Raw genomic sequence first — 6,702 nt, forward strand, 5'->3', positions numbered from 1 at the left:
CTTCACCGAGAACTTCAACCCGTTCTCGCCGAACTGCCTGCAGGCCACCCACGGCATGATCTACGAGCCGCTGTTCCTCTACAACCAGTCCAAGGCCGGCGACGTCCAGCCCTGGCTCGGCAAGTCCTACTCGTGGGCGGACGACGGCAGGACCCTGCACATCAAGATCCGCACCGACGCCACCTGGAACGACGGCAAGCCCTTCACCAACAAGGACGTCGCCTTCACCTTCCAGCTGCAGCAGAAGGCGGACTTCAACAGCTACGCACTGCCGCTGACCTCCGTCACCACCGACGGCGACGACGGTGTGACCTTGAAGTTCTCCCAGTCGGCCTACACCAAGGAGTACTTCATCCTCGGCAAGACCGACCAGATCCCCGAGCACGTCTGGTCGTCCATCCCCGACGCCCAGAAGAAGACCGTCCTCAACAAGAACCCGGTGGGCACCGGCGCCTGGAAGGTCAAGCAGGTCGCGGGCATGTCCATGGACCTCTCGGCCCGGACGGACTACTACTTCAAGGGCCTGCCCAAGGTCAAGACGCTCCGTTACCTCTCCTTCTCGGGCAACAACGGCGCCAACGCGGCCATCACCGCCGGCAAGACCGACTGGGCCGGCGGCTTCATCCCGGACATCGAGAAGAACTACCTGGCCAAGAACCCCAAGTTCGACCTGGTCAACGTGCCGCTGGCAGTCACCTTCTTCGTCCCCAACACCCGCAAGGGCCCCACGGCCGACGTCAACGTCCGCAAGGCCGTCAGCGCCGCCCTGGACCGCGACTTCATGTCCAAGACGGTCTACAACGGCCAGGCGGGCCCCACCAACCCGATGGCGCTGCTGACGCCCAACTACCAGTCCGTGATGGACCCGTCGCTGGCGAGCACGACCTTCGAGACCGGTACGGACAAGGTCGACAGCTACCTCAAGGCGTCCGGCTACGCCAAGGGCGGCGACGGCATCTACGCCAAGGGCGGCAAGAAGCTCAGCATCACCCTGGAGACGGTCTCCGGCTGGACCGACTACATCTCCATCGCCCAGATGGCCAAGCAGCAGCTGGCCAAGGCCGGCATCAACCTCGACGTCCGGGCCGAGGCCTACGCGCAGTGGGCGGCCAACCAGTCGTCCGGCAAGTTCGACATGCTGCTCAGCAACTACGGCTACACGCCGGTGCCGTACGCCTACTACGACCAGCTGCTCGACAGCCGGATCGCCCCCAGGGACGGCAAGTCCAGCACGGTCGGCAACTACGGCGGCTACAGCAACCCCCAGGTCGACGCGGCGCTGGACGCCATCGCCACCACCCCCGACCTGGAGAAGCAGAAGCCGGAGTTCTACAAGATCGAGCAGGCGTTCGTCCAGGACATGCCGCTGATCCCGCTCTTCAACGCGCAGAACGAGGCGGAGTTCAACGGCAACAACGTCTCGGGCTACCCGACGGAGAAGAACCCCTACGCCGGTACGGCGATCTGGCTCGCGCCGGACAGCGGCTGGGTGGCGGCCCGCATCGAACCCGCGGCCGGAAACAACGCCGAGTAGCAGCCATGGTGCCGCCGGGCGGGGCAGCACCCGCCCGGCGGCGTCCGGCAGCCGACCCAGGGCAAGGAGCACCATGGCATGCGGTACATACTGAGAAAACTAGGGTTCTACCTGGTCGCCGCGTGGATCGCGGTCACCCTCAACTTCGCGCTGCCCCGGCTGATCCCGGGTGACCCGGTGCAGCTGATCATGACGCGGCAGTCGCAGCTCGGACCGGTGCCACCGGGGGAGGAGGAGGTACTGCGCAGGATGCTGGGCCTCGGCCACGGCAACATCCTCGGCCAGTACTGGGACTACCTGGTCTCCATCGTCCAGCTGAAGTTCGGGCTCTCGGTGACCTACTTCCCGACCCCGGTCACCACCATCCTGCGGTCCTCGGTGCTCTGGACCCTCGTCCTGGTCGGCATGGCCACCCTCATCAGTGTGCTGATCGGCATCAGCCTCGGCACCCTGGCGGGCTGGAAGCGCGGCACCTGGCTGGACTCCCTGGTGCCCTCCACCACCTTCCTCGCGGCCGTCCCCTACTTCTGGGTGGCGCTGCTGCTGATCTACCTCTTCACCCAGGTCTGGACGGTCTTCCCAGACCAGTTCAGCTACGACCCCGGCCTGACGATCGGCTGGAGCGGAGAGTTCGTCAGCTCCGCCGTACGGCACGCCGTCCTGCCCGCCATCACCATCGTGGTCAGCTCGGTGGGCGGCTGGATGCTCGGTATGCGCAACATGATGGTCTCCACCCTCTCCGAGGACTACGTCTCCGCCGCCGAGGCCAAGGGCCTGCGCTCCCGCACGGTCATGCTCGGCTACGCCGCCCGCAACGCGGTGCTGCCCTCGGTCGCCGGCTTCGCCATCTCCCTGGGCTTCGTCATCAGCGGCTCGCTGGTGATGGAGATGGTCTTCTCCTACCAGGGCATCGGCTTCCAGCTGCTCCAGGCCGTCAGCAACAACGACTACCCGCTGATGCAGGCGATCTTCCTCGTCATCACCTTCGCCGTGCTCTCCGCCAACTTCCTGGTGGACGTCCTGTACGGCTTCGTCGACCCGCGAACGAGGCTGGCCCGATGACCACCGCTGACATCACCTCCGCCGCCGGCCCGGCCGAGCTGCCGCCCGGCCCCTCCGGCGGGCCGGCCGTCCGCCTCGCCTCGGCCTGGCGCACCGTCCGCCGCTCCCGCCGGCTCTCCATCGGCCTGGCGCTGATCGCCCTCTTCGTCCTGCTGGGGGTCGTCGGCCCGTTCTTCGCCGGCGACCCCAACGGCTTCAGCATGGACCTCGCCCAGCCCCCGTCCGGCTCGCACTGGCTGGGCACCACCCAGACCGGCCAGGACGTCTTCGACCAGCTGATGGTCTCCACCCGGCTGTCCCTGGTCATCGGTGTCGCCGCGGCCCTGCTGGCCACCGCGATCTCGGTGGTCATCGGCATCGGCGGCGGCTTCCTCGGCGGCTGGTCGGACGAGACGCTCTCCCTGCTCAGCAATGTCTTCCTGGTGATCCCCGGTCTGCCGCTGGTGATCGTCATCTCCTCGTACTCCAGGGGCGGCAGCCTCACCGCGACCATCCTGGTGATCGCCATCACCAGCTGGGCCGCCTCCGCCCGGGTGCTGCGCGCCCAGACCCTCTCGCTGCGCACCCGCGACTATGTGCTGGCGGCCCGCCTCTACGGGGAGAAACGCTGGCGGATCGTGCTGGTGGAGATCCTGCCCAACGAGGCGGCGATCATCGTCTCCCAGTTCATCTTCGCGGTCATCTTCGCCATCCTCACCCAGGCCGGCCTCGCCTTCCTCGGGCTGCAGAACCCTTCCGACCTGACCTGGGGCAACATGCTGTACTTCGCCCAGAACGCGGAGGCGCTCTCCAGCGGCTCCTGGTGGTGGTTCGTCCCGCCGGGCCTGTGCATCGCCGTCTTCGGCGCGGCCATGTCGCTGATCAGCTTCGGCCTGGACGAGGTCCTCGACCCCAAGCTCCGGGTGTACCGCCCCGGCAGGCAGAAGCGCAGCAGGCGGCAGCCCGACCGGCAGCACCCCGACCGGCAGCACCCCGACCAGCAACAGCCCATCCAGGGAGAGGAGGCGGCCAGGTGAACGCCCCCGCCACCGGCCTGACCGGTCCAGCCGAACCTGCCGCCGGCCCCCGTGACGTGGTGCTGCGGGCCCGGGACATCCGCGTCGAGTACGACGGCGAACGCCCCACCCGCGCGGTGCGCGGCGTCAGCTTCGAGCTCCGCCGCGGCGAGGTGCTGGGCATCGCCGGCGAGAGCGGCTGCGGCAAGTCCACCCTCGCCTACGCCCTGACCCGGATGCTGAAGGCCCCCGCCCGGATGACCGGCGGCAGCCTCACCTTCCGCACCCGCGAGGGCGAGGAGCTCGACCTGCTCTCCCTGGACGACGAGGAGCTGCGGACCTTCCGCTGGACCCGGCTCTCCATGGTCTTCCAGAGCGCCATGAACGCCCTCAACCCGGTCACCACCATCGGCAGGCAGTTCGGCGACATCTTCCGGGCCCACCGCCCGGACATGGGGAAGGACGAGCGGCTCAGCCGCACCCGCGCCCTGCTGGAGATGGTCGGCATCGACGCCGGGCGGACCAGCAGCTACCCCCACGAGCTCTCCGGCGGCATGCGGCAGCGCGTGGTCATCGCCATGGCCCTCGCCCTGGAGCCCGAGGTCGTCATCATGGACGAGCCCACCACGGCGCTGGACGTGGTGGTGCAGCGGGAGATCCTCGACGAGGTCGAGCGGCTCCGCGAGGAGCTGGGCTTCAGCGTCATCTTCATCACCCACGACCTGGGCCTGCTGCTGGAGATCAGCGACCGGCTGGCGGTGATGTACGCCGGCGAGATCATCGAGTACGCCCCGGCCGAGGAGCTGGCCACCCGGGCCGCGCACCCCTACACCCAGGGCCTGCTGCGCTCCTTCCCCGACCTCACCGGCGTCCGCCGGGAGCTGCGCGGCATCCCGGGATCTCCGCCCGACCTGCGGGCCGAGCCGCCCGGCTGCGCCTTCGCCGACCGCTGCGAGCACGCCTTCGACCCCTGCCGCAGCAGCGCCCCCCGGCTGCTGGACCTGGGCCGTCCGGGCGGGCCGTGGACGGCCGCCTGCCACCTCAACGACCCCGGCCACCGCTCCGCGGCCGGTGCACCCACGACCGAAGGACGGCAGTCGTGACCGCTCTCGAAGTCCAGAACCTCAGCGTGGACTACGCCCAGGCCCACGGCCGTCCCTTCCGCGCCGTGCACAACCTCTCCTTCTCCCTGGAGGCGGGCCGGACCCTGGCCCTGGTCGGGGAGAGCGGCAGCGGCAAGTCCAGTGTGCTCAAGGCGCTCTCCCGGCTGGTCAGGCCCGCCGAGGGGCGCATCCTGCTGGGCGGCCGGGACGACGTCCGGGGCCGGGAGTACCGCAGGGCCGTGCAGATGGTCTTCCAGGACCCCTTCGCCTCCCTCAACCCTTCCCACACCATCGACCACCATCTGCGCCGCCCGCTGCTGGCCACCGGCCGGGCCCGCCGCGGCGCACCGGCCGACCAGGCCGTCACCGAGCTGCTGGGGCAGGTCAACCTGACCCCGGCGGCCGACGTCGCCCGCAAGCGCCCCCATGAGCTCTCCGGCGGCCAGCGGCAGCGGGTCGCCATCGCCCGGGCGCTCGCCCCCCAGCCCGATGTGCTGCTCGCCGACGAGCCGGTCTCCATGCTGGACGTCTCCATCCGGCTGGAGATCCTCAATCTGCTGGACCGCCTCAAGCGGGAACGCGATCTCGCCCTGCTCTATGTCACCCACGACCTGGCGACCGCCCGGCACTTCTCCTCCGAGATCATGGTGATGTACCGCGGCGAGGTGGTGGAGCGCGGCCCCAGCGACGAGGTCATCCTCGCTCCGAAGCACCCCTACACCCAGCTGCTCGCGGCCGCGGCCCCCAGCACCGGGGCGACCCGGGAGCAGGTCCGCGAGGGCCGCCGGGTGCGGCAGGCCGCCCGTGCGCAGCGCGACGCGGAGCGCCGCGAGATCGTGGTCGGCGACGGCTGCCGCTTCCGGCCCCGCTGCCCGTTCGCCATGGACAGCTGTGTCCGGCGGCCACCGGAGGCGCAGGTCGGACCGGCGGCGGGCGGCGGCAGCGGGCATGGCGCGCTGTGCTGGCTGTACGCCGAGGGCGCCGGGAAGGCCCCGGCGGCCACCGTCCCGCAGCAGAAGCCGGCTCCCTGACCGGTCGCCTCCCCGGGGCGGCCGCCGCCGTACCGTCCGCCGTCATACCGCCCGCCCCGTCCGCAGGTTGCTCCGCCCGCCTCCGCGGTCCCCGCCGCTCCGCCGGCCGGGGGCGGCCGTGTCCCCGGCGGTGGACGCCCCGGTGCACGCTGCCCGCGCAGGGTCTGGAGGGGAGTCCCCGATTGTTGAGACAATGGGGGACCGGCATGGCCGCCAACGGGCGAGAGCGTCGGCCGGGCGGAGGGAGTGCGGATGAAGCGTCCGACCATGGCGGACATCGCCCGGCGTGCCGGGGTGACCAAGGGCGCGGTCTCCTTCGCGCTCAACGGCAAGCCCGGTGTGTCCGAGGCGACCCGCCGCCGCATCCTGGCGATCGCCGAGGAGGTGGGCTGGCAGCCCAACAGTGCCGCCAGAGCCCTCTCCGACGGCCGCGCCGGGGCGTTCGGCCTGGTCATCGACCGGCCTGCGCCGTCGCTCGGGGTCGAACCCTTCTTCATGCAGCTGATCTCCGGCATCCAGGAGGAACTCTCCCGGCAGAACGTCGCCCTGCTGTTCACCCTCGCCGAGGACGTCCGGGCGCAGGTCGCCGTCTACCGCGAGTGGTGGGCCAGCCGCCGGGTCGACGGGGTCTTCCTGGTGGACGTCCACGTCGGCGACCCGCGGATCGGGGCGCTGGAGGAGCTGCAGCTGCCCGCCGTGGTGATCGGTTCGCCGGCCGCGTCGGGGAGTCTGCCCGCGGTGTGGAACGACGAGCTGGACGGTGTCCGGCTGGTGGTGGACCATCTGGCGGGTCTGGGCCACCGCTCCATCGCCCGGGTGAGCGGCCCCGCCGAACTGCTGCACACCCGGCAGCGCTCCGCCGCCTTCGACGCCGTCACCGCGGAGCTGGGACTGCACGCCGTCACCGTCGAGGGCGACTACACCGGGGACCGGGGCGCCGCAGCCACCCTGGAGCTGCTGGACCGCCCCGACCGCCC

General features: G+C 70.6%; 6 protein-coding genes. All 6 read left to right on the forward strand.

What is annotated here, in order from left to right:
• Nucleotides 1-1,534: ABC transporter substrate-binding protein (locus AOK09_RS10875; protein WP_055586947.1), on the forward strand; the 1,534-nt coding region annotated here is incomplete at its 5' end.
• Between the two features lie 78 nt (nucleotides 1,535-1,612).
• A complete protein-coding gene (locus tag AOK09_RS10880; protein ID WP_055586948.1) occupies nucleotides 1,613-2,596 on the forward strand; it encodes an ABC transporter permease in 984 nt (327 codons plus the stop codon).
• Nucleotides 2,593-3,612: an ABC transporter permease gene (locus tag AOK09_RS10885; RefSeq protein WP_079062935.1), complete on the forward strand. Its 1,020-nt coding sequence runs from the start codon at nucleotides 2,593-2,595 to the stop codon at nucleotides 3,610-3,612. Before AOK09_RS10880 ends, AOK09_RS10885 begins: the two co-directional genes overlap by 4 nt.
• Nucleotides 3,609-4,694, forward strand: a complete 1,086-nt coding sequence (locus AOK09_RS10890) for an ABC transporter ATP-binding protein (protein ID WP_456153964.1) — start codon at nucleotides 3,609-3,611, stop codon at nucleotides 4,692-4,694. Before AOK09_RS10885 ends, AOK09_RS10890 begins: the two co-directional genes overlap by 4 nt.
• A complete protein-coding gene (locus tag AOK09_RS10895; protein WP_055586949.1) occupies nucleotides 4,691-5,725 on the forward strand; it encodes an ABC transporter ATP-binding protein in 1,035 nt (344 codons plus the stop codon). The genes AOK09_RS10890 and AOK09_RS10895 overlap by 4 nt, the downstream gene beginning before the upstream one ends.
• Before the next feature lie 252 nt (nucleotides 5,726-5,977).
• Nucleotides 5,978-6,702 (forward strand): LacI family DNA-binding transcriptional regulator (locus tag AOK09_RS10900; protein WP_055586950.1); only part of this gene is annotated, 725 nt, incomplete at its 3' end.

Source organism: Peterkaempfera griseoplana (assembly GCF_001418575.1).
GTDB classification, from domain to species: domain Bacteria; phylum Actinomycetota; class Actinomycetes; order Streptomycetales; family Streptomycetaceae; genus Peterkaempfera; species Peterkaempfera griseoplana.